The sequence below is a fragment of the Bradyrhizobium sp. LTSP849 genome (genome assembly GCF_000938255.1).
GTDB lineage: Bacteria > Pseudomonadota > Alphaproteobacteria > Rhizobiales > Xanthobacteraceae > Bradyrhizobium.
On record NZ_JYMR01000034.1, the window covers coordinates 128026 to 153985 of the forward strand.

The 25960-nt window shown below is 63.9% G+C and carries 30 protein-coding genes; 12 read left to right on the forward strand and 18 right to left on the reverse strand.

Features of this window, described 5'->3' with window-relative positions:
• Positions 1–88: 88 nt before the first annotated feature.
• Positions 89–697 carry a TetR/AcrR family transcriptional regulator gene (locus UB31_RS21880; protein WP_045012357.1) on the forward strand — a complete coding sequence of 203 codons (609 nt, stop codon included), beginning with the start codon at positions 89–91 and terminating at the stop codon, positions 695–697.
• Between the two features lie 298 nt (positions 698–995).
• On the opposite strand, the gene UB31_RS21885 is transcribed toward UB31_RS21880, so the two are convergent.
• Positions 996–2369, reverse strand: coding sequence for a PleD family two-component system response regulator (locus UB31_RS21885; RefSeq protein WP_045008045.1), 1374 nt, complete (start codon positions 2367–2369; stop codon positions 996–998).
• 13 nt (positions 2370–2382) lie between these two features.
• A complete protein-coding gene (locus tag UB31_RS21890; protein WP_008566616.1) occupies positions 2383–2748 on the reverse strand; it encodes a response regulator in 366 nt (121 codons plus the stop codon).
• A gap of 237 nt (positions 2749–2985) precedes the next feature.
• Here UB31_RS21890 and UB31_RS21895 point away from each other — a divergent pair, with 237 nt between their 5' ends.
• Genes UB31_RS21895 through UB31_RS21905 form a run of 3 tightly spaced genes read left to right on the forward strand, consistent with a single transcriptional unit; the run spans position 2986 to position 5003 of the window.
• Positions 2986–3297, forward strand: a complete 312-nt coding sequence (locus tag UB31_RS21895) for a DUF3572 domain-containing protein (protein WP_045012358.1) — start codon at positions 2986–2988, stop codon at positions 3295–3297.
• Positions 3294–4583 (forward strand): DNA polymerase IV, encoded by a 1290-nt coding sequence (locus UB31_RS21900; RefSeq protein ID WP_045012359.1) that lies wholly within the window; start codon positions 3294–3296, stop codon positions 4581–4583. The genes UB31_RS21895 and UB31_RS21900 overlap by 4 nt, the downstream gene beginning before the upstream one ends.
• A 12-nt stretch (positions 4584–4595) precedes the next feature.
• Positions 4596–5003: an ACT domain-containing protein gene (locus tag UB31_RS21905; RefSeq protein ID WP_045012360.1), complete on the forward strand. Its 408-nt coding sequence runs from the start codon at positions 4596–4598 to the stop codon at positions 5001–5003.
• Positions 5004–5094: 91 nt separating this feature from the next.
• On the opposite strand, the gene UB31_RS21910 is transcribed toward UB31_RS21905, so the two are convergent.
• Entirely contained in the window at positions 5095–5496 is a 402-nt protein-coding gene (locus UB31_RS21910) for a RidA family protein (protein ID WP_045012361.1), read from the reverse strand.
• A 75-nt stretch (positions 5497–5571) separates the two neighbouring features.
• On the reverse strand, positions 5572–6417 hold the full coding sequence (locus UB31_RS21915; protein WP_045012362.1) for a cell envelope integrity EipB family protein: 846 nt from the start codon (positions 6415–6417) through the stop codon (positions 5572–5574).
• 252 nt (positions 6418–6669) lie between these two features.
• Between UB31_RS21915 and UB31_RS21920 the strand changes: the two genes are divergently transcribed.
• The 4 genes from UB31_RS21920 to UB31_RS21935 are packed head-to-tail and all read left to right on the forward strand — an operon-like array spanning position 6670 to position 9674.
• On the forward strand, positions 6670–7137 hold the full coding sequence (locus UB31_RS21920) for a RidA family protein (RefSeq protein ID WP_045008051.1): 468 nt from the start codon (positions 6670–6672) through the stop codon (positions 7135–7137).
• A 5-nt stretch (positions 7138–7142) separates the two neighbouring features.
• On the forward strand, positions 7143–7889 hold the full coding sequence (locus UB31_RS21925) for a glycerophosphodiester phosphodiesterase (protein WP_045012363.1): 747 nt from the start codon (positions 7143–7145) through the stop codon (positions 7887–7889).
• Positions 7890–7943: 54 nt separating this feature from the next.
• Positions 7944–9185, forward strand: a complete 1242-nt coding sequence (locus UB31_RS21930; protein WP_045008761.1) for a GNAT family N-acetyltransferase — start codon at positions 7944–7946, stop codon at positions 9183–9185.
• Positions 9186–9245: 60 nt separating this feature from the next.
• A complete protein-coding gene (locus UB31_RS21935; RefSeq protein WP_045008053.1) occupies positions 9246–9674 on the forward strand; it encodes an HIT domain-containing protein in 429 nt (142 codons plus the stop codon).
• A 13-nt stretch (positions 9675–9687) separates the two neighbouring features.
• Here UB31_RS21935 and tsaA read toward each other — a convergent pair whose 3' ends face one another.
• From tsaA to UB31_RS21955, 4 genes are all read right to left on the reverse strand, one after another.
• Positions 9688–10179, reverse strand: coding sequence for a tRNA (N6-threonylcarbamoyladenosine(37)-N6)-methyltransferase TrmO (gene tsaA / locus UB31_RS21940; protein ID WP_045008054.1), 492 nt, complete (start codon positions 10177–10179; stop codon positions 9688–9690).
• A 31-nt stretch (positions 10180–10210) separates the two neighbouring features.
• Positions 10211–10561: an AzlD domain-containing protein gene (locus UB31_RS21945; protein ID WP_045008055.1), complete on the reverse strand. Its 351-nt coding sequence runs from the start codon at positions 10559–10561 to the stop codon at positions 10211–10213.
• Entirely contained in the window at positions 10558–11298 is a 741-nt protein-coding gene (locus UB31_RS21950) for an AzlC family ABC transporter permease (protein WP_045012364.1), read from the reverse strand. The genes UB31_RS21945 and UB31_RS21950 overlap by 4 nt, the downstream gene beginning before the upstream one ends.
• 105 nt (positions 11299–11403) lie before the next feature.
• Positions 11404–12363, reverse strand: coding sequence for a lytic transglycosylase domain-containing protein (locus tag UB31_RS21955; RefSeq protein ID WP_045008762.1), 960 nt, complete (start codon positions 12361–12363; stop codon positions 11404–11406).
• A 102-nt stretch (positions 12364–12465) separates the two neighbouring features.
• Between UB31_RS21955 and UB31_RS21960 the strand changes: the two genes are divergently transcribed.
• Positions 12466–13479, forward strand: coding sequence for a TRAP transporter substrate-binding protein (locus UB31_RS21960; RefSeq protein ID WP_045008057.1), 1014 nt, complete (start codon positions 12466–12468; stop codon positions 13477–13479).
• An 82-nt stretch (positions 13480–13561) separates the two neighbouring features.
• Here the strand turns inward: UB31_RS21960 and UB31_RS21965 are convergent, their stop codons facing one another.
• From UB31_RS21965 to UB31_RS21990, 6 genes are read right to left on the reverse strand one after another with little or no spacing between them, the layout of a single operon-like run.
• A complete protein-coding gene (locus UB31_RS21965; RefSeq protein ID WP_045008058.1) occupies positions 13562–13756 on the reverse strand; it encodes a hypothetical protein in 195 nt (64 codons plus the stop codon).
• A gap of 43 nt (positions 13757–13799) precedes the next feature.
• The gene (locus UB31_RS21970) at positions 13800–14042 is read right to left on the reverse strand and encodes a hypothetical protein (RefSeq protein WP_045008059.1); all 243 of its coding nucleotides are present in this window, start codon (positions 14040–14042) and stop codon (positions 13800–13802) included.
• A gap of 59 nt (positions 14043–14101) precedes the next feature.
• Positions 14102–15403, reverse strand: a complete 1302-nt coding sequence (locus tag UB31_RS21975; RefSeq protein ID WP_045012365.1) for a glycoside hydrolase family 130 protein — start codon at positions 15401–15403, stop codon at positions 14102–14104.
• Positions 15404–15437: 34 nt separating this feature from the next.
• Positions 15438–17723 carry a glycosyltransferase family 4 protein gene (locus UB31_RS21980; protein WP_045012366.1) on the reverse strand — a complete coding sequence of 762 codons (2286 nt, stop codon included), beginning with the start codon at positions 17721–17723 and terminating at the stop codon, positions 15438–15440.
• 45 nt (positions 17724–17768) lie between these two features.
• On the reverse strand, positions 17769–18017 hold the full coding sequence (locus UB31_RS21985) for a type VI secretion system-associated protein TagO (RefSeq protein ID WP_045008062.1): 249 nt from the start codon (positions 18015–18017) through the stop codon (positions 17769–17771).
• A gap of 60 nt (positions 18018–18077) precedes the next feature.
• On the reverse strand, positions 18078–18272 hold the full coding sequence (locus UB31_RS21990) for a hypothetical protein (RefSeq protein WP_045008063.1): 195 nt from the start codon (positions 18270–18272) through the stop codon (positions 18078–18080).
• Positions 18273–18576: 304 nt separating this feature from the next.
• On the opposite strand from UB31_RS21990, the gene UB31_RS21995 reads away from it, so the two are divergent.
• Positions 18577–19215, forward strand: coding sequence for an HAD family hydrolase (locus UB31_RS21995; protein ID WP_045008064.1), 639 nt, complete (start codon positions 18577–18579; stop codon positions 19213–19215).
• A 4-nt stretch (positions 19216–19219) separates the two neighbouring features.
• On the opposite strand, the gene UB31_RS22000 is transcribed toward UB31_RS21995, so the two are convergent.
• Both UB31_RS22000 and UB31_RS22005 read right to left on the reverse strand, forming a co-directional pair.
• On the reverse strand, positions 19220–20251 hold the full coding sequence (locus UB31_RS22000; protein ID WP_045012367.1) for a phenylacetaldoxime dehydratase family protein: 1032 nt from the start codon (positions 20249–20251) through the stop codon (positions 19220–19222).
• Positions 20252–20277: 26 nt separating this feature from the next.
• Positions 20278–21294, reverse strand: a complete 1017-nt coding sequence (locus UB31_RS22005; protein WP_045012368.1) for a carbon-nitrogen hydrolase family protein — start codon at positions 21292–21294, stop codon at positions 20278–20280.
• Between the two features lie 197 nt (positions 21295–21491).
• On the opposite strand from UB31_RS22005, the gene UB31_RS22010 reads away from it, so the two are divergent.
• Entirely contained in the window at positions 21492–22448 is a 957-nt protein-coding gene (locus tag UB31_RS22010) for an AraC-like ligand-binding domain-containing protein (RefSeq protein ID WP_045012369.1), read from the forward strand.
• 24 nt (positions 22449–22472) lie between these two features.
• Here UB31_RS22010 and UB31_RS22015 read toward each other — a convergent pair whose 3' ends face one another.
• Both UB31_RS22015 and UB31_RS22020 read right to left on the reverse strand, forming a co-directional pair.
• Positions 22473–23375, reverse strand: a complete 903-nt coding sequence (locus tag UB31_RS22015) for an amino acid ABC transporter substrate-binding protein (RefSeq protein WP_045012370.1) — start codon at positions 23373–23375, stop codon at positions 22473–22475.
• Between the two features lie 18 nt (positions 23376–23393).
• The gene (locus UB31_RS22020) at positions 23394–24716 is read right to left on the reverse strand and encodes an aspartate aminotransferase family protein (protein WP_045012371.1); all 1323 of its coding nucleotides are present in this window, start codon (positions 24714–24716) and stop codon (positions 23394–23396) included.
• A gap of 225 nt (positions 24717–24941) precedes the next feature.
• Here UB31_RS22020 and UB31_RS22025 point away from each other — a divergent pair, with 225 nt between their 5' ends.
• The gene (locus tag UB31_RS22025) at positions 24942–25847 is read left to right on the forward strand and encodes a LysR substrate-binding domain-containing protein (RefSeq protein WP_045012372.1); all 906 of its coding nucleotides are present in this window, start codon (positions 24942–24944) and stop codon (positions 25845–25847) included.
• Positions 25848–25960: the final 113 nt, after the last annotated feature.

Sequence of the window (25960 nt, forward strand, 5' to 3'; positions counted from 1 at the left end):
GATTTTGGTTACACAGACCTGTGTAATTAGTCTATAGGAGACGGGCGCTGTCAAGCCAAGAGAAGCCCAACAGGATGCTCGCCGCCGCATGGCTCCCCCGCCCGCCCCACAGACGATGAAAGAGCGGATCCTCGAGACCGCCGACAAGCTGTTCTATCTGCAAGGCATTCGCGCCATCGGCGTCGACACCATCGCGGCCGAGATCGGCATCTCCAAGCGCACGCTCTACAACCACTTCCCGTCCAAGGACGCGCTGATCGCGGCCTATCTGGAGCGCCGCTTCGTTCATGCGCGCCCGTCCGACAAGCCGCCGGCCGAGCAAATCCTTGCCACCTTCGATTCGCTGGAGCGGCGTTTTGCGGCAAAGGATTTTCGCGGCTGCCCGTTCGTGAATGCGGTCGCCGAGCTTGGGCCTACGGACCGCGCGGTGAAGAAGATCGCCATCGCCTTCAAGGAAAGCCGCCGCGTCTGGTTTCGCGAGCGGCTGAACGAGCTCGGTGTCAGCGAGGCGGAAGCGCTGGCAACCCAGCTCGTGCTGCTGGTCGACGGCTCGATCGCGCAGGATCTCGTGCGCGACGATCCCGCGATGGCGCGGGCTGCGAAGGAAGCGGCGACGGTGCTGTTGCGGAATGCGGGGGTGGATGTGGGGAAAGCGGTGAAGCCGGCAGTGAAGCGAGGCAAGCGAGCGTCGCAGTAATTGTCGTCCCGGCGAAGGCCGGGACCCATAACCACGAAAAACAGTTTGGCGAAGACTCGTGGTGAGCTGTTCGCGCCACAACCCCTCCCTGGGATTATGGGTCCCGGCCTCCGCCGGGACGACACTGAGTGTTAGGCCCCAGTGTTCAGCTCAATCAGCGATCATACCAAAATGCGCCTGTTTTGCCCGACGAGTCAAACCGCTCTGCTGAAGCATTCGCTCCCGCATAAGCCGTTGATCCGACTAACGTCGGCTACTGTGCATGGGGTTGTTTTCGCACTTTTTGTGCCGCCAGCCTTTACGCCGCGTGCGAGACCACCCGATTGCGGCCGTCATGCTTGGCGCGATACAGCGCGGTGTCGGCGCGCTTGAGGACGTCGGCCACCGCCTCGCCCTTCTGCTCCAGCGTGGTGAGGCCAATCGAGATCGTGACCTCGATGCGCTTGGTGCCCTTGTGGACGGCAAAGGGCTCGCCGGCGATCGAGCGGCGCAGGCGCTCGGCGACCATGCCGGCGACGTGGAGATCGGTCTCGGGCATCACGATGACGAATTCCTCGCCGCCGTAGCGGCAGGCGAGATCGATGCCGCGGATCGATTTGCGCACGCGCACCGCGAATTCGCGCAGCACGTCGTCGCCGGCGTCGTGGCCGTAATTGTCGTTGATCGACTTGAAGTAGTCGATGTCCAGGATCATCAGCGCGAGCGGCTTGCCGCGCGTGGAGGCCTGCTCGGCGAGCGTCGCCAGATGGCTCTCCATGTAGCGGCGATTGTGCAGGCCGGTGAGCGCGTCGGTGATCGCCATCTCGATCGAGTTCTGCACATTGTCGCGCAAATGATCGGTGTAGCGGCGGCGGCGGATCTGCGTGCGGACGCGCGCCAGAAGCTCGGTCTTGTCGATGGGGCGCAGCAGATAGTCGTTGACGCCGATCTCGAGGCCGCGGAGCAACCGCGTGGAGTTCTCCGCTTCAGCGATCGCCAGGATCGGCACGTGTCGGGTGCGCTCCAGTGAGCGCGCCTGGCTGCACAGCCTGAGCCCGTCGAAATTGTTGAGGTCGAGCGAGACGATCAGCAAATCGTAATTGCCCTCGGCCGCGTGGAACAGCGCCTCCGTCGGATTGGGCTCCACGTCGACGGTGTGCTCGGCCGCGAGCAAGCCCGCGAGCCGCTCATAGGAGGACTGGCGGTCGTCGACCAGCAGGATGCGGCCGCCCTTGCCGGTGTCGGCGACCGCAGTGCGCTCGGGCGCCTGCATGCCGATCTCGAGCGAGGTGATGGCGCGCATGCGCAGCTCGTCCGTCATCATCTTCAACCGCGTCAGCGAGCGCACGCGCGCGATCAGCACGACGTCGGAGACGGGTTTCGTCAAAAAGTCGTCGGCACCGGCTTCCAGTCCGCGATTGCGGTCGGCGGGACTGTCGAGCGCGGTCACCATCACGACGGGGATGTGGTGGGTGTTGGGATCGGTCTTCAGGCGGCGGCAAACCTCGAAGCCGTCCATGTCGGGCATCATCACGTCGAGCAGGATGATGTCGCATTCGGCACGGGCGCTGATCGCCAGCGCCTCGGTGCCGTTCGAGGCGGTCATCACGTCGAAATATTCGGCGGAGAGACGGGCTTCGAGCAGTTTGACGTTGGCAGGGACGTCATCGACAACCAGGATACGCGCGGACACTGAAACTCACTCCCTACCCGATGAAACGTCGGACCGTCTCAATGAATTTGCCGACCGAGATCGGCTTGGACAAATAGGCTTCGCAGCCGCCCTCGCGGATGCGTTCTTCATCGCCCTTCATCGCAAAGGCCGTGACCGCGACGACGGGAATGGCGCGCAGCTCCGGATCGTCCTTGATCCAGCGCGTCACCTCGAGCCCTGAGACCTGCGGCAGTTGAATATCCATCAGCACGAGATCGGGGCGCATCTTGCGAACGAGGTCGAGGGCCTCGTAACCGTTGCTGGTGCCCGAGGTCTGGTAGCCGTGCGCCTCCAACAGGTCGCGGAAGAGCTTCATGTTGAGCTCGTTGTCTTCCACGATCAGGACGGTCTTAGCCATCCTGTCCTCCTGATTGGCAAGGAGAGCAATACATATGACGCCTCAGGCGCCGATTGCCGGCGCTTCGAAAACTGGATTCAAACTAGCCTCAGATTCGCTCTAGTTTCGTTAAGCCCGAGGGCCCACTTTCTGCGATGTGGTTTCCAGTTGCTTGTCTGGGGTCGCAAGACTCAAGGCCGAGACTCGGGCATGATCCAAAGTAGACACCGAAAGTTAACGGAAAGGCAAACCGGGCCCGTGAAAAAGCCTGTTCACAACCCTCGCGAAGTCGCTGAAATCGTTGCGATTCAGGCGCTGTCCTTCGTCGCAGGCGATCCCGAGCGGCTGGGCCTGTTCCTGGCTGAGACAGGTGTCGGCCCGGAGACGCTCCGGAACGCGGCTTCCGACCCGAATTTCCTGCTGAGCGTGCTCGATTTCGTGATGCGTGATGACGCCACCGTGAAGGCGTTTGCGACCGCCTCGGAACTGCACCCGACCAACGTTGCCGCAGCGCGGCAGGTGCTGGGCGACGCGCTCGGCGACCGCACCTGGGAGCGCGATGTGCCGTGAACGCTCCCGACCCGGCCGGGCCCCGCTGCTTCTGCCGGGATTGTCTGGCCGATCTGGACATGGGCGTTCGGCGTTGTTCCGCCTGCGGTTCCCCTCGCCTCGTCCGCCACCGCGCGCTCGCGACGCTGACCATCGCCCATATCGACTGCGACGCCTTCTATGCGACAGTCGAGAAGCGCGACAATCCAGACATCGCCGACAAGCCCGTCATCATCGGTGGCGGCAAACGCGGCGTGGTGTCGGCCGCCTGCTACATCGCACGCACCTTCGGCGTGCGCTCGGCGATGCCGATGTATCGGGCGCTGGAAGCCTGTCCGCATGCGACGGTGATCAGGCCGGACATGGCAAAGTATGTCCGCGTCGGGCGCGAGGTACGCCAGGCCATGCAGGCGCTGACGCCGCTGGTCGAGCCGCTCTCGATCGACGAGGCCTTTCTCGATCTCTCCGGCACCGAGCGGGTCCACGGCATGATACCGGCAAAGGTGCTGGCGCGGTTCGCGCGCAATATCGAGCGCGACATCGGCATCAGCGTTTCGGTCGGCCTGTCCTGCAACAAGTTTCTCGCCAAGATCGCCTCCGACCTCGACAAGCCGCGCGGCTTTGCCGCGCTCGATCAGGACGAAGCGCGCGCGATGCTGGCGGAGAAGCCGGTCGGCTTCATCTTCGGTGTCGGGCCCGCAACGCAGGAGCGGCTGGGACAGCGCGGCTTTCGCGTCATCGCCGATCTCCAGAAGGCCGATGAGATCGAGATGATGCGGCAGTTTCCAAGCGAGGGACGCAGGCTATGGCGTCTCGCGCGCGGCATCGACGACCGCCGTGTCGAGGCCGACCGCGGCGCCAAGACGATTTCGAGCGAGACCACGTTCGAGACCGATATCCGCGATTTCACGACGCTGGAGAAGATCCTGTGGCGGCTCTGCGAGAAGACGTCGTCGCGGCTCAAAAGCAGCGAGCTCGCGGGCTCGACCGTCACGCTGAAGCTGAAGACCGCCGACTTCCGTCAGCGCACGCGTTCGCAATCGATCGCCGCCCCGACGCAGCTCGCCGCCAAGATTTTTGCGATCTGCCGTGAGATGCTGGCCAAGGAGATCGACGGCACCGCCTTCCGCCTGATGGGCGCCGGCGTCAGCGCGCTGCGCGAGGGTTCCCCCGCCGACGACACCGACATGCTCGACCGCCGCGCCGCGCATGCCGAGCGCGCCGTAGACAGCTTGCGCAAGAAGTTCGGCAGTGCCGCTGTGATCCGGGGGATTGCGTATGAGGGGCCGGAGAAGGCGGAGGAGTGATCGTCGGCAGTCATGACAGGTGAACGCGATCTCGATGCGCTGCTGAGACACATGAAACCGGAGATGCGACCGGGCATCTTCGTATTCTGCACGATCCCGCCAAACGAGCCCATTCCCGCAAGCACCAGTCCGCTACTAACGTTTCGCGAGCAGGAAGGAACGACGCTGGTAATCCTGCGTGAAGAAGCCGAAGCGGCAGAATTACGCACCGCGTTCGCCTCACGCCTGATCACGCTCACAGTTCACTCCGCGCTCAATGCGGTGGGGTTTCTTGCGGCCATCACGGCGCGTCTTGCCGAAGCCGGCATCAGCGTAAACGCCCTCTCGGCCTTCCATCACGACCATCTCTTTGTGCCCGCCGACAAGGCTGATGAAGCGATGGCCATCCTGCAAGAGATGTCCGGAGCGAAGCGCCTGTAGCCCGGATGGAGCGAAGCGCAATCCGGGACGGTGTATGCGCGGCTATAGGTTTCCCGGATTGCGCTTCGCTCCGGGCTACCAGTTCAAACTCTCAATCCGCGACCGCCACCGCCTCGATCTCGATCAGCCATTCCGACGCCGCAAGCGCGGAGACGCCAACGAGGGTAGAGGCAGGCGGCTCCATGCCTTCGAAGAAGACGGAGCGGGCCTTGCCGATGATGGGGCGCAGCTCCGGCTTGTAGTTCACGACGAAGGTCGTGATCTTCACGATGTTGGCGTAGCTCGCACCGGCCGCCTTCAGCGCGTGGCCGAGATTCTGCATCACCTGCGTGGTCTGGGCGGCGAGATCGCCCTCGCCGACGATCCGGCCCTCTTCGTCCACCGAGACCTGCCCGGAGATGTAGATGGTGCGCGCGCCGGAGGCGGTGACGACGTGGGAATAGGCCGGATTGTGATGCAGGCCGCTGGGGCGGAGATGGTCGAGCTTGGGCATGGGCTTGCTCCCGGAGATTTGTGATTGGGAGCGAGCGTAGCCGCAGAGTGCGACAAGGGCTAGACGTTTCGCCCCTCAATTACAGGGCTTGCTGTCCTTGACGTCGAATTTGCCCATCGCGCCGGAAATGACAAAGTCGTTGTAGTCGAGCACGAGCTGGCGGGAGACGCCATTCTCGTAGAGCTCGAACGACATCGCATAGACCGGCGTCTGCTCGCCTTCCTTCTGCTGGGCTTCGCGATCGAAATAGCTGACGGTGACGGGCCAGCGCTTGAGCGATTTCATGTGCTCATCCGACGTCGACGGATCGGGCGAAGCGGTGCGGTCGTCGGAGATCGGTTGCCCGATCACGGTCAACGTGTTGTAGACCTTCTGGCCGTCGTCGGAGCCGTCGTAGACCGAGAGCTCCAGCAGCGGCTTGCCGTCCTTGGCGGCGGCAATGATGCGCTGGATCTGCTCGGTCGGGAACACGACCTTGCCGTCGAGGGTGAAATTTTTCGGCTCAGGCAGCTTCAGCTTGACGTTGATGTGGTCGCCGTCGCGTTCCGCCGAGCCGTCGACCAGGCCAGCCTCGGTCTCGTTCATCCGCGTCTCGATCTTGAAGCGGTAGCTCTTCCCCGCCGCATCCTCCCAGGAATTGGAGCGGAGATCGCTGAGTGTGATCTTGCCCTCGCCGCTGTCGAGCTCGGAGACCTGGCGGAATTCCGACGTGTAGCCTTCGCAGCTACTGCCGGCGAAATTGTAGAGGATGCGGCCGCGCGCGCTGTTGATCGAATTGGAGCGCGATTTGACGAGGCTCAGATCATAGAGCGCTTGGTGCGAGAGAAACGGACCACTGGCCGCGTGAGCCCCGCCGCCTGCCCCGAAAGCGGCCGCCGCGAGCGCCATCACACCGAGCGAAGTCCGGAAAAGGTGCACCATGTCTGTCCCTTGGGAAGCGCAGATTCGACACTTTAATGACCGTTCCATTGCGTCGCAACTGCGGCGGTTTCACGTAAAGTTGCACCTCTTCGTTGAACCTCCTGTCCTGGCTCAGGAAAATGCAGTCCGGTCGGCCACCCCCGCCGCCCTGCCGGCTTGCTTGCATGTGGCGGCACGATGGGCGAAACAGGGCGCGCCCGGCCGCCAACGGACGCGCCGGGACGGATGAATTTTGGGACAACGAGGTCGAAGATGGCGGGCACGGTCGAACAGAAACTGGCTGAACAGGGCATCAAGCTGCACGAGGCCCCCACCCCCGTGGCCAACTACGTGCCGTTCGTGCGCACCGGTAATTTGCTGTTCGTCTCCGGCCAGGTCTGTTTCGCGCCCGACGGCAAGCTGATCGCCAAGGGCAAGCTGGGCGCCGGCGTCTCGCTCGAAGACGGCGCGGCGGCCGCGCGCGGCTGCGCCGTCAACCTGCTGGCCCAGGTCAAGGCGGCGCTCGGCGACCTCGACAAGGTCGTGCGGGTGGTGCGTCTTGGCGGCTTCATCAACTCGGCGCCCGACTTCCTGGACGGGCCGAAGGTGCTCAACGGCGCCTCCGACCTGATGGTCGCGGCCTTCGGTGACAAGGGTCGCCACGCCCGCACGACCGTCGGCGTCGCCTCGCTGCCTGCGGATGCGGCGGTCGAGGTCGAAGGCGTGTTCGAGGTCGCCTGAGGCCGATGCGCGCTCCGGATTGGCTGACAGCGCGGCCGGTCGCCCATCGCGGCCTGCATGACATCTCGCGTGGTATCGTGGAGAACATGCCGGGCGCAGTGCAGGCGGCGATCGCGGGCAATTTCTCCATCGAGGTCGACATCCAGCTCTCCGCCGACGGCGAGGCCATGGTCCACCACGACCATGCGCTCGGCCGCCTCACTGAAGCCACCGGCGAGCTGGTCGAAAGAACCGCGGCAGAGCTGAAGGCCCTCAAGTTTAGGGATACGGATGAGCGAATGATGTCGCTGTCCGACCTTTGCGCCATGGTCGCCGGCCGGGTACCGCTGGTGATCGAGGTAAAGAGCCATTTTGACGGCGACCGCAAGCTGGTGAAGCGGATGGCCGACGTGCTGTCGACGTACAGCGGCCGCGCGGTCGGCATGTCCTTCGACCCCGACCAGGTGCTGGCGCTGCGCGAGCTGCTGCCCTCCCGCCCGCGCGGCATCGTCGCGCAGCGGAGCTATGAGGACGAGTACTGGGCGAAGCTGACGAGGGAACAGCGCGACAGCATGCTGTACCTGCGCCACGGCTTTCAGACCCAGCCGCATTTCGTCGCCTTCAAGGTCGACCACCTGCCAGCTCCCGCCCCCTGGATCGCCCGAAACGTGTTCGGCTGCGCCCTGCTCGGCTGGACCGTGCGCACGGCGGAGCAGCGGACGCGGGTTGGCCAATATGCCGACCAGATGATCTTTGAGGGATTCGTACCGTAGGCTTGATGTTCCCTACTCTTGAAGTCGCTGCTGCAATGCACGATCTTGGGCAAGATGGCATCATCTGAAATCACACTCGAGGCTGTACCCTCGATTGGCGAGGTATCTGCCGAGGATTGGGACGCCTGCGCCAATCCCGGCGGCAAGTGCAACGGGCATGGCGCAGGAACCTCATCCGGGCTTCCAGGCGATTCTCTCGGCCTCTCAAAACCTGCCTACAACCCTTTCGTCTCGCACGCATTTTTGTCCGCCGCTGAGAAATCAGGTTCGGCGACTGTGCGCACCGGCTGGGGGCCGCGGCATCTCGTGGCCAAGATCGACGGCCGCGTCGCCGGCGTCGTGCCCTGCTATCTGAAATCGCATTCGCAAGGCGAATACGTCTTCGACCGCGGCTGGGCGGACGCCTATGAGCGGGCCGGCGGCCGCTACTATCCAAAGCTCCAGGTCTCAGTTCCCTTCACGCCGGCGACGGGGCCGCGGCTGCTGATCCGTGACGGCGTTGATCGCGAGCGCATCGCGGAGGCGCTGGCGGGCGGGCTGGTGGCGCTGTGCGGCGTCAGCAAGGCCTCCTCGGTACACGTCACCTTCGCGCGCGAGGCTGAATGGAAGCTGCTCGCGGAGCACGGCTTCCTCCAGCGCACCGACCAGCAGTTCCACTGGCATAATGAGGGCTTTGCGAGCTTCGACGACTTTTTGGCGACCCTGAACTCGCGCCACCGCAAGTCGATCAAGCGCGAGCGGCGTGACGCGCTCGCCGCCGGGATCACGATCCACTGGCTCACGGGCCGCGACATCACGGAGGACGCCTGGGACGCCTTCTTCGGGTTCTACATGGAGACCGGCTCGCGCAAATGGGGCCGGCCTTACCTCACGCGCGAATTCTTCTCGCTGATCGGCGAGACCATGAGCGATGACGTGCTGCTGGTGATGGCCCGCCGCAACGACCGCTGGATCGCGGGCGCGATCAACTTCATCGGCTCGGACACGCTGTTCGGCCGCAACTGGGGCGCGGTCGAGCATCATCCGTTCCTGCACTTCGAGGTCTGCTACTACCAGGCGATCGATTTCGCGATCAAGCGCGGCCTGACCCATGTCGAGGCCGGCGCGCAAGGCGAGCACAAGATCGCGCGCGGCTACCTGCCGCGGACCACCCATTCCGCCCACTTCATCGCCGATCAGGGTCTGCGCCGCGCTATCGCCGATTACCTCAAGCGCGAGCGTGCCTATGTCGCGGAGGCCGGCCGGGAGCTGGCCGAGCTCGGCCCGTTCCGGAAAGACGCCGACGAGGCGCCTTGACGGTGTGCTGTGGCTGGTGACAGTAAGCGCAAAATTCCAGGGAGCCGCTGAGGAGCCGTCATGACCGCCTACGACCCCAACAACATCTTTGCAAAGATCCTGCGCGGCGAGTTTTCCTGCCACAAGGTCTATGAGGACGAGCACGTGTTCGCTTTCCTCGACATCATGCCGCGCGTACCCGGCCACACGCTGGTGATCCCGAAGGCCCCTGCCCGCAACATCCTCGACATCAAGCCCGACGATTACGCCCATGTGGCCCGCGGCGCGCACAGAATCGCCGCTGCCGCGATGAAGGCGTTTAACGCCGCCGGCATCACCGTGCAGCAGTTCAACGAGGCGGCCGGCGGACAGGTCGTGTTTCATTTGCACATGCACGTGATGCCGCGCCACGATGGCGTGGCGATGCTGCCGCCCGCGAGCCGCAAGGAAGACGTCAAGGTGCTGGAAGAAAACGCGACCAAACTGATCGCGGCGCTAAAGGCGGGCTGACGCTCTCCGCCTGTCACTCCGTCTGAAAATCCCCCGCCTGCGGCGCGGCCAGCGGCGTGAACTCGCAACGGTCGGGCTTGAGGTCGATCAGCGGCGTATGGTCGATGCAGTCGAGGCCGCGCACCAGGATCGTGCTGCCTTCGATGCCGACGAGCTTCACAATCGAGGTGCCGATCGGATTGGGCCGCACCGGCGAGCGCAGCGAGAACGTGCCGCGGGTTTTCTCGTTGTTCTTCGGGCTTTGCAGGACGATGTCGCGGCGCGACTTGTCGAGCCAGTACAGCACTTCGAGATTGCTGTAGAAGTCGACGCCCTTGATCGCCGGCACGAACGGCTCGAAGATCTCCAGCCGGCACACCGGACCGTCGACGCGACCCTGCCGCGGCGTCTCCAACCGCGAGGTCCAGGGTGTGCGGATACGACCGATGAAGAAAAGGCCGGCGTCCTGCGTCGGCGGCAGCTCGATGGCGACCTCGCCCTCGCGGAGCTCGTTTTCGCGAACCATATGTCCAGTTCCCTGCTATTCGGAAGCGGTTTTAGCCCAACCACCACTTGCCGGCCAGCATGAAGACTTCGCCGGCGACCACGCCCGCAAAGATCGAGCGGCGGGTCAGCAGGAACACGACGAGCCCGGCGCACACCGCACCATAGCGCAGCACGTCCGGCACGCTCGCAAGCGCGCCCGGCGGCTCGACCACGATCTGGGCGATGACACCGGCCAGGATCGCGGTCGCGACCGCCCTCACCCAGACCAAAAGCTCGGAGCCCTCGTCGATGCCGCCACCGAACCACAGGCCGAGCATGCGCCAGATCTGATTGGGAATGACGCCGGCGACGAAGAGCACGAACAGCGCGTGCCAGTCGCCAATGAGTTGCGCGGCGCTCATGCGCGCACCTCACGCCACCAGTGCACGCCATAGGCGATCGTGCCAGCCACCAGGCCGCTGACGAGGATGTCGAGGCCGGAGTTCATCTTCGCGGCCAGCGGATAGAGTAGAACTCCGAGCGCCAGCGCGACAACGTCCGCGACTTCGCGGCTGTTGCGCGCGGTCGAGAACAAGAAAGACAGCGGCGTGAGCAGCAGGATCGCGGCGCCCAGCGTCTGCGTCAGGTTGGCGGCGAGGAAATAGCCGATCGTGTTGGCAGTAAGACACACCGAGACCAGACCGAAGCCAAGTCCGTTGACGAAGGCGATCCGCCGCCCGCGCGGCACCTGCGGCAGGAAGCGGTGGCATTCGACCCACAGCGTCACGGCCGTGAGATGCGCCGCGAAGAACAGCTCACGCCGCTTGGTCGTCGGCGTGCGCATCAGCGGCAGCACCGAGACCACCATCGGAAACAGGCGGATGGCGCTGACGGTGACCGCGATCGCCGACTGAATCACGGTCGCGCCTGAGCCGAGCGTGGTGATCAAAATGATCTGGGCCGGACCGGCCCAGACGAACAGCGTCGAGGCGAGCGCCCAGGCCAGGCTGAAATGGGTGTCGTGGGCGAGCGCGCCAATGCCGAGGTAGGTTGCGAACAGGACGAGAGTGAGGATCGTCTGCGTGATGGCTCGCAGCCCCCACGCAAAGGCGTGCCAGGGGCTTTGCCATTGAGGTGAATCGAGCGGAGGAAATGCCACGGGAATTTTGCCGGGGGTAAGGAATCACGCCTGCATAACGGGCAATGCGGCCGGCCTCGTCAAGGAAGCGCGCGGCGGGGCTGGCATGCGTGCAAGGCGAGCGCCCTACCCGGTCACACCGCGGTTCTTCAGCACGAAGCAGGCGCCGCCAGCCTTGCGGATACGGTTGCAGAGATCGTCCGCCTCGCTGCGTGTGTCGGCACCGATGCGCACCAGGTAGAAGGCGCGCGTGCCGCGGCTGCGCATCACCGAGGAAAGCAGGCTCGGATCACGGTCACCGATCACGGCACTCAGCCGCGTCACCGCGCGGGAATACATCGCCAGCGCCTTGTTGCGGTCGAAGCCCGCGGCAAGTTGCACGCCCCAGATCTTTGCGGCGGCGAGCTGCACATGCTGCTCGAGCTCGGCCACGAAGGGATTTGGCGCACGCTTCAGGAGCGCCATCAGATCGCGGCAGCTCGTCGGCGGCGAGCTCGCTGGTCCCTTGCCTGTGCTGCCCGCCTTGGCCCACGCATCGACCGTCGCACCGGTGATGGCGAAGACATAGTTGCGGGTCTGCTCGGGCATTCCGCCGGTGCCGGCGAGCCATTCCTGCACCCGCCGTGGCCCGGCATTGTAAGCAGCCGCAGCCAGGCCGAGATTGCCGAACTGGTTGCGCAGCTCATTCAAAAACTCAGCCGACTTCGGCAGCGCCTGGACCGGATTGAAAGGATTGAGCAGCCCGCGCTCGCTGGCGGTGCCCGGCATGAACTGCGCAATCCCCTGCGCGTGCTCGCCGCTGCGCGTCATCGGGCCCACCGCATCGACCTGGAAACGGCTCTCCTGCCAGATCACGCGGGCGAAGAATTCCAACGGCAGATTGGCATCGCGCGCGGCCGCCTCGATGATCAGGCAGATCGATTCCCGCGTGTCGCTCTCACGCGCATCCGCCGGCTTCTCGGGCGGCATCGCAAGCTCCTCGACGCTCGGGACCGCGACGTCAGTTTTTGCCGGTGAGCTATCCCATGCCGCCGCCTGTGTCACCGAGACGAGCAGTGCGGCGATGACGCGCCATGCAATCTGCATCAACTGCGTGCAGGCATCGCGGTGGCGCGCGCCGGCGCGGCATGCAACAAGGTGATCTGCCATGTTGTGGCATCGTGCCATGGTTCGACGAGTTGCCAATATATGCCTGACCTGTTTCTCCCAATGCGCTTCCCCGCCAAACGGATCCGCGCGGTCCTTGCCATCGCCGCAACTATCCTGTCCGCCGCGCCGGCCATGGCGCAAGTCAATTGGCGGATGACCACGGAATACCCGCAAAACAACATTTCCGGGATCGGGCTGACCAGTTTCGCCGATCGGGTCGCCACGCGCACAAACGGTTTCGTGACCGTGGCCAACGCCTTCGACAACGAGCTCAAGATCAGCTCGGGCGAGATGCCTCGCGCCGCGGCCGATGGCCGGATCGCCGGCGGTGATGCCTTTGCGGGTGCACTGTCCGGCCTCGACCCCGTGCTCGGCCTCTCCACCCTGCCCTTCCTGGTCCAATCGGCCGACATCGCCCGCGCCGCCAATGCGCGGGCCCGCCCGCTCTACGAGAAGGCGTTGGCAGCGCGCGGTCTCAAGCTGCTCTATCTGACGATCTGGCCGGCGACGGGCCTCTGGTCGGACCGTTCGCTTGCAGGGGCTGACGATTTACCGAAGCTGAACTTGCGGGCCTACGATGCCAATTCGAGCGAGGTGATGCGCGCGGCCGGCGCGAACGCGCAATTCCTGCCGATGGACACGGCGCTTGCCGGGCTCAGGGAGCGCCGGCTGAATGCTTTCCTCACCTCCGGCGATGGCGGCGCGGGACGCAAGCTCTGGGACTTCCTGCCCTATTTCACGGCCATCAACTACGCGATGCCGGTCTCGATCGCCTTCGTCCGCAGCGAGGCGTTTGCCGCGCTGCCCGAACCGATGCAGCGCGAGGTGCTGGTCGCCGCAGCCGAGACCGAGCAAAGCCAGTTTGCGCTGCTGGCCCATCGCACCGTCGAGAATTATGCGCGCATGCGCGACAACGGCGTCAACATCACCGAGCCCGCACCGGCGTCGCTCGTCGCCGCGCTTCGAACGGCCGCAACGGGCGCAATCGCCACGTGGGAGGCCCAGGCCGGCGCTGATGCGACTGCGATCGTCGAATGGGCGAGACAGCAATAAGGCGAACCGCGGCGGCCGTCGGCACGCCGCTACGGTCCGGCGATGAAATGTCCGCCAGTCCCGCCTTTCGCCCGCTTCGGTCTTAAGTCGAGACGGGCTTTTCTGCGCTGATTGCGCGGTCGAGGGCATCGATCAGTGTCTGAAGCTCGACGAATTTGTTCCGTGCTCGCTCGGCCTTGTCATGATCAAAAGGAGCGGCCAGTACCTTTGCATGCGGATCTCTGTCCTCGATCATGCGATCACGAGCCTTCTTCAATATTTCAAGTCGCGCGTTCATCTCTGCTTCTCCACCAACATCTGCTCGGCCGCGACCTCAGGACTCAGTCGAAGCCTCCCGGAAGCTCGCCCTTTCGGAAGAACACCGTAGGTTCATCATCATAGTCACCCATTTCGGCATCGCCGCTGGACGAGAACGCAACGACGCCGAGTTTGCTCAATGCCAGTCTCTCCGCCGTTCGCAGCGCGCCGCTTTCGGACTTGCAGACGATGGGAGGGTCGGCCTTCAGATTTCCACCCTTGCCGGCGTTGAACGCCTGCACCACGTAGGTTGTTTCACGGACCATGACGGCACCTCTGACCTGTTGGCAAACGGAGTTGACGTCAACGACCGTGAAGGCCGCGCTCAGCGGCGCATCGCTTCGATGAGCGCGGAAATCCTGATCGTTGCGAAACTGGAGAAGGTGTCCGACACGGCATATGGCAAGATGATCTGGTCATTGTGCCGCATCGCACCGCAGGTGTAGACGACGTTGGGGACATACCCTTCGCGCTCGGACGGTTCAGGCCGCAACAGCGGCTCGACCGAACGCGCCAGCACCTTGGACGGATCGCGCTTGTCGAGGAGCGCGGCTCCGATCGAGTATTTACGGATCGGACCGACACCGTGCGTCAGCAGCAGCCAACCTTCGTCAAGTTCGATCGGCGACCCGCAATTACCGATCTGGACGAACTCCCAGGGAAATTGCGGTTTCAGAAGGGGGACCCCGCCGCCTTCCCACGTGTAGAGGTCGTCCGAATAGAGCAGGTACAGATTCTCATTGTCTTGTCGCGCGATCATGGCGTAGCGGCCGCCGATCTTGCGTGGGAACAGCGCCATGCCCTTGTTGTGTGACGCAGCCCCCCGCAATGGCGTCAGTCGAAACGACATGAAATCGCCGGTCTCGATCAATTCCGACCGGATCGCGCGTCCGCTGTAGGCCGTATAGGTCGCGTAATAGGTCTCCCGATCGCCATCGCTGAATTTGACAAAGCGCGCATCCTCGATGCCGTTCGATTGGGATTCGGTAATGGGAAAGATGACCCGCTCGCTGAGGTCTTCCTCAGGCCTGAACGTCAGTTCCACACGGTCACCGTCCGGCCCGGATACGCGATCGGTGATCCGGGGGACCGAGGCAAGGCGCGCTGTCGGGTCGACGGCCAGGCTTCCGTCAGCCGCAATCGTTCCGGTTCGAAACGTCAGTGACGAGACATGCCCCTCGCCGACGCCGCGGAGACTGATGATGAAGCGCAGCCCCCCTTTCGGCGCCCCCGATTGATCGGGGTGCGGGACGATGCTGGGGTTGAACAAGGCAGAGGCTTCGAACGAATATTCACTGAGAAAATAGGCGCCGACCAGCTGACGCTGGCTCTTCGAGAAGACGCCATGCGTCGCGAAAGCGTCCTCCATTTCGTCCGCGCGGGTCTCGAACCTCTCCAGGAGGTTACGATGTCGCCCCTGGAAATTGTCGAGGACATCCGCAAGCTGAACCGCGACGGCTTCCGAACTGAGCGCGAGAACCCGGTCGACGATATGATTTGCACGCATCTTGTCGGTCGGGTTCAGGTCGCGGGGTTCCGTCGTCGGCTTGAATGGCCGCACGATGACTCGCGCCGGATCGGGGCGCAAATGAAGCCCCTGCCGGTTCAGGAAAGAAGCTTGTGACACGGTATCCTCGGCTCGCTGAATGAAAGGATGAAGTTCAGGCGCTCACGGCGCGCAAGGCTGTGGGCCTTGTCAGGCTCGGGTTGACGCGCGCAAGCTGACGCATTTCCGCGAGTCCAAGGAGATAACAAACAACCGACTCGCCCCCGCGGTTTTCGTTGGCACGATCGGGGTGCAAGCCATCCCTGCAACTGCCCGTGAGCGGATCGACCAGCGCCACCGAGAGATCGTTGCTGCCGAGGAACCAGGCGAAGGCCCGCGTGGCCTTGGCTTTCCATTCGGCATCGCCGTCGGCACGCCACGCGGTGAGGCAGGCAGCGATCGTTGCCGTTGCCTCCACGGGCTGCTGATCAAATGCACGGGGATGTTGCCGCCGTTCGCCGAAGCCGGCGGTGCCGACCGGCCGGAAATGCCCTGCCGCGGTCGTCTGTTGCGTCATGAGCCAGCGCAGAGACCGCAATCCGGCATCGAGATATTGAGGCGTTTGCGTCGCCACGCCCGTGAGTATCAGCGCCTGCGGCAATCGCGCGTTGTCGTAGGCCAGCCCTTCTTCGAACCACACCCAGTCCGGCGTCTCGACCGACGCCAGACAGGACATCAACCTGCCGGCAAGGGAATGCCGGACTTCCCTGGCGTGCAGATCGTCCGGAGTTACAGCGCAATAGGCGTCCAAACCCAGCAGCATGAACGCCCACGCGCGGGGCGAACGAAAGCTCTCCGCGATCGACAATGCCCGGGCGAACAAGGCGGCAGCCCACAGGCGCCGCGACGGACTTGCGTCTCTGCGTGCGGCCTCACCCAAGGCCCATAGCGTCCGCCCGTGACTGTCTTCGGACCCTCTGTCTTCGAGCCAGGTTCGATTGAAGCCCATGAAGTTGCGAAATTGCCCGGTGTCAGGGTTCCAGGCGTGCTGCACGAATGCCGCAAACCGGCTCGTCAGGACTTCCGACAGGGGCTGTTCGCCTGGACTGTTGAGGGCGCAGGCCAGCAACAGCGCTCGGGCATTGTCGTCCACGCAATAGCCGTGCGCGCGATCCGGCACCGAATGGACCGCGTGCTGGAACAGGCCGACATCATCGCACATCGACAGGAAATAGCTGATCTGCATATCGGGCGGCGCAGGGCTACGTGGCTCCGGCGTGTTCATCTCGGGGCGCGCGAAGACCTTCAACCGATGACCTGGCCGCGCATTCTCGAAGACGGACACGTAGCTCTCAGCCACGCGCTCCCATGTCATCATCCGGCTCGCCGCATAGGCGCGCCGAGACATCGCGTGCCGGCGGGCATCGTCGGTCAGCAGGTTCGCGATCTCGTTGCCGATCGCCGCGGAATCGCCGAAAGGCACCAGCACACCGCACCCGTCGGCAAGCAATTCGCGTGCGTGCCAGTAAGGCGTCGAGACCACCGGCTTCCCCAGTCCGAAGCTGTAGGCCAGGGTTCCAGAGGTCATCTGGGCCTCGTTGAGATAGGGCGTGACATAGACGTCGCACATCGAGATGAATTCGAGCAGCGTCGCCAGATCGGCAAACCGGTCGAAGAACACCACGTGGTCGTCAATTCCGAGTTCGCGCACCCGCGCCATCAGGCTCTCGCGATAGGCCTCGCCCTGGTTCTTGACCAGATTGGGGTGCGTTGCGCCGAGCACGACATACACCGCATTCGCGCAGCGCTTCAGAATCGACGGCATGGCGTCGATCATGACCTCGATGCCTTTGTTCGGTGACAACAGGCCGAATGTCAGAATGACCGATTTCTGCTCAAATCCGAGGGTGACTTTCGCTGCATCGGGCGCGGCGAAGGCGACATCGGGAATACCGTGGGCGATGACCTCGATCTTGTCGTCGGGCACCAGGTAGACGTCACGCAGCAGTTCGCGGCCCTTATGGGCCATCACCACGACCTTCGACGACGCCTCGACGATGCGCTCCATCACCATCCGTTGCGCAGGTGTCGGATTGGCCAGAACGGTATGGAACGTCGTCACCACCGGCATGGCAAGGCGGGACAACAGCACAAGGATATGGGCCCCGGCTTCACCGCCGAAAATCCCGAACTCGTGCTGCAAACACACGGTGTCGAACCGGCCGGCATTGAGGAAATCCGCGGCCCGCATGTAGTCTTCGATATTGCCGTCCTTGATCTGGAACGCGACCGCCGGAGGATAATCATAGGCTTGACCGCGATCGGTCATTGCCACGATGCAAGTCTCCATATCCTGGCGCGAAACCGATATCGCGTTCTTCAGGTCGGTCGTATAGGTCGCAATTCCGCACCGGCGAGGCAGCGAGTTGCCGATGACGGCAATACGGCGGAGCGGCGTCATGTCGGCACCTCGATGCTTTCTCTTGATGTCGAAAAATGCACGGCCTCAGCAACCGCGGCAGATATTCTTCAGCTTGGCTGCGGTTCTGGCCTCTTCCGCCATGAACGGGTCCTTGTAGGCAGCCCGCGCTCCGTCTTTTTCGGCAGCAGTGGCTTGCTGCGCTTTTGGCGGAAACGCAGCATCGTAACAGGCGAGCCGTCCGCTCGTGCTTTCGATCGCACGGCAGTCCGGCTCTTTCGCGACAGCACCCTGCACGAATGTGCCAAGCGCCAATGCGACGATAAGTATTTTCATGCAGTTATGTTTCCTGTCGGAGAATCCGGGCGCGCCGTTTGATGAGCCGACGGCGGCTCCTCATGCCTCGAACTGATCGAACTCGTCGGAGAGCAGAATCCGGCCTTGCGGCGTGCATATCCGGACGTCGATATAGCCTTCCTGCAACAGCTCCCTCGCCTTTTTCAAAGCGGCAGCCGTCGTGGTGCGGCCCAAGCTCACAAAGCCGCTTTGATCGCGTCCGCTCACCAGATATTGGAGCGAAGTCCTATCCACGCAGAAAGGCCGCAGCAGCCACCAGGAACAACAAAAACAGCGGAACGATCACCGGCGGCACGATCCACTCGGCCAGGCGAAATCGAGGCATGCGCCCTCCTCCTCGTTCGGCGGGAGCGCGAGTGACCCTCAGTCACCGATGGATGCCATGGGAAGGGCGGTGATCGGCGGACTCTACGCTTACGCCCTGCGAATAGCGAGCTTTAAAACCGTACGCGACATCGACGCGGCGGCGTTGCCTTGGCCTGCGGCCTCGTTTAGGTCACGCAATATAGACGGCAGCATCAACACGGGCACGACCAGCATGGTGACAATCTATTTCGATCTCGACGGCACGCTGACCAACCCAAAACCCGGGATCACCCGTTCGATCCAGTACGCTCTGGAGCGGCTGGGCCTCGCGGTGCCGACCGAGAACGAGTTGACCTGGTGCATCGGGCCGCCGCTGCATGCCAGCCTGCAAAAGCTGACCGGCAGCGAGAAACTCGCCGATCGAGCCCTCCTGCTCTACCGCGAGCGCTTCAGCGACATCGGCCTGTTCGAGAACGAGGCCTATGCCGGTATCATGGACACCCTGACAACGCTTGCCGCGACAACGCCGCGCATGTTCGTCGCGACCAGCAAGCCCGTGGTCTATGCCTCCCGCATCGTCGATCATTTCGGCCTGAAACCCTATTTCGAGCGCGTGTTCGGCTCCGAGCTCGACGGCACGCGCGTCGACAAGCGCGACCTGCTGCGCTACGCGCTCGACGAAGCCAGGGTCGATCCCGCCAGCGCGATCATGATCGGCGACCGCAGCCACGACGTGGTCGGCGCCCGCACCAACGGCATGACCGCGATCGGCGTGCTCTATGGCTATGGCAGCGAGGCCGAGCTGAGGGATGCCGGCGCACATCACATCTGCGCCGCACACCCCGAGCTGCTCGGCCATTGCGTGGCCTAGGCGTTCACCCTTCGACCGCCGCCAGCATGCCTGTCTTCGAATGGCAGTTCAGATATTCGAAGAACTGTTCGTCCGCGGTCGCTACCGTGACCTCATGATAGAGCCGCAGTTTTGCTGAGGGCCCGAGCGTGGATAGATACTTCATCGCCGCGCCAAAAATCTTGACATGGGTTGGATGCGACTCCGCCCAGCGCTCCAGCGCAGCGAGACTCTTCCACCAGCTCTGGCCGTAGGATTTTTCGCTCGCGCTGCCGTCGGCGGAGAGCACGCCCATGTAACGATTGGCGTAGCAGCCGATCGCAAGGCCATCGTCGCGTAGAAAGTCCATGCCCTCGCGCAGCACCGGCTCGACATCGTCGAGATAGAGTTTTCGCTCCGACGCTTCTGTGTCACTCCAGTCTTGTCCCGAGCGGATCAGGCAGAGATTGTCATGCGCTTTCACGCGCAGCCGCGCTCCGTCACGGATCAGTTCTGGAGACCCGCCAGGCGCCATCGCGTCGGTCTGCGACAGCGGAATGCGGTCGCGCATGCCGCCCCAATAAGCGTGCTCCTGCACCTCGCCGCTCATGCCGTCGGCGATGACGGCGACCCCCTCGGCCCGACCGAGCGAGGAGAACAGCGTCTCATGCCGCTCGACCGAGGGGCGCAACACCTCGATGAAGGTGCCGACGCCCTCTCGCGCTTTGCCAGTCCAGGCCTCGCGCGCCGAGGCAAACCAGGCGTCGAAGCGTGCGACGTCGTCCCAATAGGCGACCGAGACCACATTCTCATGGCCGGCCTGGTCGACATAGTGCGCGCGGTCCCAGTGAGAGGGACCATGCTCGGCAGCGAAGAGCCCTGCGATTTCCTTCAGCGCGTCGGTCGCTGCCGCCGGCACCGTGCCGCGATGCTGCACGCCGAAATAGGCCATCACGACGCGGCTCACCGCGGGTTTGTAGCGCGCCACGAACGACGGATATGGCGGCTGGTAATCGTCCGGTACCCGCTTGTGGCGCGTGCGCTTCATTTCCAGATTCTGAGGAATAGCGGATTCCATGATCAAGCCTCCCCTGCCTGCCGCACTCAGCTCGCCGCCGCTGCAATGTCCGTGGGCTCGACAGTGTCGACCGGCAGCGCAAACTGCTCGACGCGTTGATAGCGCTTCTTGTTGAGCAGCAGCCGCGTCACGTCGGGCCGCGAATAATGCCCGGCAGGATCGGCCGCGTTCTTGGCGACGCCAATCGCTCCGAGATCGATCTCGGCGATCAACAACCCCTCCTGGTCCGGCGCGAGCTTGTCGCCAATCTGGCTGCCGTCGGGCCCGTAGATCGCAGCGAACCCGCCGCCCACATGCAGCAGCGCGTTCTTATCGGGCCGGTCGCAGAGCTCGTCGATCATGGCCTGCGACACGGTTGCGCAAGGCGCCAGCACGAAACAGGAGCCCTCGACCGCATAGACGCGCGAGGCGGCATTGTTGACCTCGGCGCCAAGCGCCGGCGCGAAGGGATCGTAGAGTGAGAAACTCGGCCACGCCGCGACGTGCACCTGCTCGTTCTGGGCATACATGGCGTATTTCGACAGAGGCTGGAGATGTTCCCAGCAGCACAGCGCGCCGATGCGGCCGATGTCGGACCGGGCGTGAACGGCGAGATCGCTACCGTCGCCCTCTCCATAGACAGTGCGCTCGGCATGGGTCGGCCGTAGCTTGCGGCGCTTGGCAATGGTTTCGCCATCGGGCCCTATCAGCCATTGCGCGAGATAGAGACTGCCGCCGTCACGTTCGGACAGGCCGAGCACCGCCGTCAGCTTCGCCTTGCGCACGGCGTCACGCAGCCGCTCGGCCTGCGGACTGTCATAGGACAGCGAATTGTCGAAATAGCGCTGCACAAAACCGCGGCCGATCGCCCAGGCCGGCGAGTCCATCCAGATATGCCAGGGGTAACCGGGGATGAAGGCTTCCGGAAAGGCGATCAGCTTGGCGCCTTTCTCCGACGCCTCCCTGATCAGCGCGATCGACTTGTCGATCGAGGCGTCGAGGTCGAGCCAGGCCGGCGCCGCCTGCACCACCGCCACCTTGTATTTCGGATGTTCGATGCCCATTGCCGCCTCCATTGCCGGTTGATCGGAGACCACGTCCGATGCAGTCTATTGGGGCAAGGCGGGCGGCCGGCGCTCGACCATGGCGGAACAAAAACTCGACCGGGAGGAATTGCCGCCCCGGTACGGAACTTGCCTCCGGTCAGGCCGGATCTGCGCCAACATGCGGCTTTACAGGATGTGAAAGGGAGGCTCTCCAGATGCCAATCCAGTTCACGACGGACGGCAGTCCCGGCTACCGGCGGCTGGCCCTCTGGCAGGACATCGTCTGCGACGTCTTCGTCGGGCTCGACTGCAAGTCGGACCTTGGCAGCGCCTTTCGCGGCTCGGTCACGCAGGCCCCGCTCGGCAAGGCCATATGCTCAGACGTCAGCTCCGACCGCCAGCACGTGTTCCGCACGCCCTCGCGCATCGCGCGCTCGGATCAGGATTTTGTTCTCGTCGCGCTCGGCAATCGCGGCGACGGAGGTGTGGTGCAGGACGGCCGCGAGACCGTGATCCATCCCGGCGAATTCGCCCTCTATGACACCACGCGCCCCTATGAGCTGAAGTTCAACGACACCTTCACGCAGACCATCTTCAAGGTGCCTCGTGAGATGTTGCAGCGGCGGCTCGGCGGCACCGAGGCCCTCACCGCGATCTCGTTCGGCCCCGACGTACCGCTCGAGCGGCTCGCCTATGATTTCATCTTCAAGCTCTGCCAGAGCGCGGACCGTCTCGCGCCGAACAATGCCGCCGCTCTGTCGGAGCAGGCCGTCGATCTATTGGCGATGGCACTGAGCGAACGGCTCGGCAAGACGTCGCTGCCGTCCTCGACCCATCGCTCCGCCCTGCTCTACCGGCTCAAGGCGCACATCCGCAGTCACCTCTCCGATCCCGAGCTGTCGCTGCCCGAGACCGCCGCAGCCCTCGGCATCTCACCGCGTTACGTGAACGATCTCCTCGCCGATGAGGACACCTCGTTCCAGCGCCATGTGCTCGCTGAGCGCCTCGCCCAATGCAGGCGCGACCTCGCCTCGCCCGTGCTCGCTCACCGTCACATCAGCGAGATTGCGTTTGCCTGGGGCTTTAATGACGTCTCGCATTTCGGCCGCGTCTTCCGCGAGCATTTTGGCATGTCGCCGCGCGACTTCCGGCAGAGTCAGTTGCGGCATTGAGGCGAGGTCTGCCGCGAGCCCCGCCTACGGCACCAGCGCATCGCTGGGAGATGCGACGCGGGCCTTCATCGCTTCGCTCATGGGAAGCTGGAGGCTCTGTCCCTTCGGCGGAATCGGCGACTCGAACCACTTCGCGTAGAGCCTCCCGAACTCACCGGACGCCATCTTCTCCTTGATCGCGGCATCGACAAGAGCCTTGAACTCGGGATCTTCCCTGCGGGTCATCAGCCCGTAGTAGGACGGCGCATAAGTAGCCGCCAACATCCGGAATGCCTTGGGATCGGATGCGTTCGCGACCAGCCCGGCAACCAGGATATCGTCCTCGAACCACGCTGCGGCCCGGCCCGTTCCCAGCATGAGGAGCGACTCGGCATGGTCCTTGGCCTGGACGATCGTCACATTCAGCTTCTGGTCATCGAGGAGCTTCTTGGCGATCCCGAAATTCAGCGAGCCCTGCGTGATGACGACGGTCTGCCCGTCAAGTCCTTTCGGCTCCATCAGCGGCGACGAGGCGGACACCAGCCAGCGCGGCGATGCCACATAGGTTGCAACGGAGAACGCCACCTGCTTTTGCCGTTCGGCCGTATTAGTCGTGCTGCCGCACTCGACATCGATGGTGCTGTTCTGGAGCAGCGGAATGCGATTGGACGCATTCACCGGAACGTATTCGATCTCCAGCTCAAGCCGCTGCAACATCACTTTGATCTTGTCGGCCACTGCGGCACAGAGGTCGAGCGAGAGCCCGGTCGGTTTCTGATCTGCGCCGAGATAGGCGAACGGTATCGACGCTTCGCGGTAGCCGAAGGTGATCTTGCCGACCTCCTTGATCTTGTCCAGGGTCTGGCTCGCCGCTTGCGCCGCTCGAATATCGAGCAGCGCAAGCGACAGGGCGGCAACGGCAAACGTCGGCGAATTCCTGCGGATCATGTCAGCCTCCGACCAGTACTAAGCAGTGGGATTTCGCGACAGCTCGTCGAGACTTTCCCTCAAAGCCCGATCAAGGATCTCGACGGCGCGGTCGATCTCCTCGGTCGAGACGGTCAACGGCGGCGCGATGCGCCACACCGATCCGCGCTCGGGGCGGCGGCGGATGTTCATGCTCAGCCCATACTCAAAACACTTCTTCGTCGTCAGGCCGCCGAGCTGATGGGCTGGGCGCCGGCTGTTGCGATCGGTGACCAGCTCGACGCCGAGCAGAAGGCCCATGCCCCTGATGTCGCCGATCTGCTCGTATTTCTGCTGGAGCCCCTCGAACCGGCTTCGCAGGTAGGCGCCCATGACGTTGGCCCGTTCGACCAGCTTCTCTTCAGTGATCACGCGCAGCACCGCGAGTCCGACCTCGGCAAGCAGGGGATCGGAGACGTGGCTGGTGTAATAGGTGAAATGATCCTCGTGGAGCTTGCTCTCGATCGCCTCGGTGGTCGACACCGCCGCAAGCGGAAGGCCGCCGCCGAGCGTCTTCGACATGGTCATGATGTCGGGAACGACCCCAAAATATTCTGATCCCGTCTTCTTGCCGATGCGCCCGAAAGCAGTCTGGGCCTCGTCGAAGATGAGCAGCATGCCGCGTTCATCGGCCGCCTTGCGCAGCGCCTCCATGAACGCCTTCGGCGGCACCAGCACGCCACCGGCGCTGATCACGGGCTCAGCGATGATCGCCGCGCCCCGCCCGCTCGACTGCATGTCGAACATCTTCAGGGCGATCTCGAGATTGGCGAGCGCGGACTCCTCGTCGCTGCCTTTTGCGATGTAGGGCCGATAGGCGTTCGGCTCGGGGATGACGAACACGCCGGGCGCCGGCACGCCATATCCCTTGCGGTCGCTTGCCATGGAGACCGAAGCCGCCCCGCCGGTGATGCCGTGCCACGAGCCGCCGAGAACGAGTACCTCGTAGCCGCCGGTGTACATCTTGGCCATCCGGAGCGCGACTTCGGTCGCTTCGGAGCCGGTGTTGATGAAGATCGAGCGCTTGAGATCGCCGGGCAACCAATCCTTCGCCAGCACCTGGGCGAGCTCGGCGACCACCTCGGGGATCATTCCGCTGAAGAGATGGAAGGCCTTCTTCCCTGCACTCTCCACCGCCGCGACGATGGCCGGATGGTTGTGGCCGATAGTAGCGCACATCTGGCCCGAGGTGAAATCGAGATAGTCGCGCCCGTCGCTGTCGGTCACGATCGTCCCCTTCGCCGAGGTGAAGAGGTTCGGGAACACGTCTCCGCCATAGCGGACGAGGAATTCGTCGGCGGCCTGTTTCAGCGCTGAAGTCATCGGTTCTCCTCGGGCAAGCGGCATCCGCCGCGCAGCCATGCGGTGCGTCGATGCCGAGGCCGCTCAACTTTGTCGGGTCGGTTTTGGGATACGTAGCTGTTGCTTCGGGGCGCTTGCGGTACGAGACTTGCCTGAGCAACAAGAAATTCGTACCGAGCGGACATAATGGGCGCCAGTTCAAAAAACTCAGCAGGTGATGAAGCGGAGTCAACGCAGCGGCAGCGAATGCCTCCGCTCAAGGCGCTATCGGCCTTCGAAGCAGCCTCCCGCCACGGCAGCTTCAGCCGCGCCGCCGAGGAGCTCGGGGTTACGCCCTCCGCGATCAGCCACCACATCCAGAAGCTCGAGGACTTCCTCGGCGTTCGCGTCTTCTCCCGCCACGCCGGCCGTGCGGTGCTCACCAATGCCGGCCGCGTCTATGCCGCCGAGATCGAGCGCGCATTCGGAACGATCATGGGCGCAACGCGGCTGGTCGCGCCGCAGTCGCAGCGCGATCATCTGTTCATCGCGAGCGGTCCGAGCTTTGCCGCCAAATGGCTTCAGCCGCGGATCGGGAATTTCATCGGCGAGCATCCGGAGATCGGGATCAGGCTGTCAACCATCGCCGACTTGCGCGATCTCGAGACCATTCGCTTCGATCTCGCCATTGCCTATGGACGCCCGCCCGTCCTGAACAATCGGCATATCGAGCCTCTCCTGGCGGAGCGTCTGCGCCCGCTCTGTAGCCCGCGGCTGATCGAGCAACTCGAACTTCACGAACCCGGTGATCTCGCCCGCGCCACGCTGATTCATTCGTCGAACGCACTGACCTGGACCGACTATCTGCGAAAGGTCACCGGCTCGACGATCAAAGCCCGCCACGAATTGTGGTTCGACCGGTCCACCATGGCCATTGACGCGGCTGTCGAAGGTCTCGGCGTCGTCCTCGAGAGCGAGATCCTCGCCGCCGAGGAGCTGGACAAAGGCACGCTCGTCGCGCCTTTTCGCCAGCCCGAGTTCGAGGTCGAGACGGTGTCCTATTATCTCGTGCGGTCCGCCGAAGCCAAAGGCCGCAGCCATGTCGGCGCGTTCGAGGCCTGGCTGCGTGCGAAGATCACGGCCGCGAATTTGCAGGCGACGAGCGCGGCGTAACGCGTGCGGCCCCAGCAGAGCCGCTATGTGAGCGCGCAATAGGACACGGCGCTTGCTTGCATTACCATCCGGCACCAAGGCCGCAGGGATCAATCAGCGGCCAGCCGAGGAGC